The organism is Amycolatopsis sp. NPDC001319, assembly GCF_042896185.1.
Classification (GTDB): domain Bacteria; phylum Actinomycetota; class Actinomycetes; order Mycobacteriales; family Pseudonocardiaceae; genus Amycolatopsis.
Window position 1 is genome coordinate 1 of the sequence record NZ_JBIAWY010000038.1, and the last position, 1081, is coordinate 1081.

Sequence of the window (1081 nt, forward strand, 5' to 3'; positions counted from 1 at the left end):
TGTATTTGGCCAGGACGTTGGTAGCGGAAGGTTCTGGTTGACGTGGGGAGAACCTCCGGTTGAGGTGTGGCTTGTCTAGGACCCACGTCAACCGGAGGCTCTCGTGTCTCACCGTAACGCCCGGACCACGTTCCTGGGCAGGTTGCTGATCGTCCAGCGTCACCACGCGGGCTGGCCCCAAGCCCACATCGCCGCCGCGATGGGTATCTCCCGTAAATGCGTGAAGACCTGGCTGGAGCGTTACGCCACCGAAGGCGAACCCGGGCTGCGGGACCGATCCTCACGCCCACACACCTCTCCCCGGCAAACCTCCAGCGAGGTCGAACAGCAGATCATCACCTTGCGGCAGCGTGAACGCCGCGGCCCGGCCTGGCTAGGCCACGAACTCGGTGTCCCGACACGGACGGTGTCACGGGTGCTGGCCCGCCACCAGATCCCGCGGCTGGCCGCATTGGACCCGATCACCGGACTGGTGATCCGGGCCAGCAAGACCACAGCCGTGCGCTACGAACGCGACCGGCCCGGCGAACTGGTCCACATGGACATCAAGAAGATCGGCCGCATCCCCGACGGCGGCGGCTGGCGAGCCCACGGCCGGGCCCAGCGGGAAGCCACCCGCGACCGCAGCACCAAGATCGGATACGACTACGTCCACTCCCTGGTCGATGACCACTCCCGGCTGGCTTACTCCGAAATCCTCGCGGACGAGAAAGGCCCGACCTGCGCCGGCTTCCTCGCCCGGGCGATCACCTACTTCGCCGACCACGGCATCACCCGCATCGAGCGGCTGATGACCGATAACGCCTGGGCCTACCGCTGGTCCCTACGCGAGATCTGCGCCCGCCACGGCATCCGGCAAAAGTTCATCAAACCGCACTGCCCCTGGCAGAACGGCAAAGTCGAACGCCTCAACCGGACCCTGCAAACCGAATGGGCCTACCGCCAGGCCTTCACCAGCAACACCGACCGCACCGCAGCCCTTGCACCCTGGCTCCAGCACTACAACACTCAACGCCGCCACAGCGCACTCGGCGGGCATCCACCCACCAGTCGACTGCCACCAACCTGACGGCCGAATACA

The 1081-nt window shown here is 66.0% G+C and carries 1 protein-coding gene; it reads left to right on the forward strand.

Annotated features, from left to right (window positions below; translation table 11 throughout):
• The first annotated feature begins 103 nt into the window (after positions 1-103).
• Positions 104-1069 carry an IS481 family transposase gene (locus ACFY1H_RS49560; RefSeq protein WP_386956789.1) on the forward strand — a complete coding sequence of 322 codons (966 nt, stop codon included), beginning with the start codon at positions 104-106 and terminating at the stop codon, positions 1067-1069.
• The last annotated feature ends 12 nt before the right edge of the window (positions 1070-1081 follow it).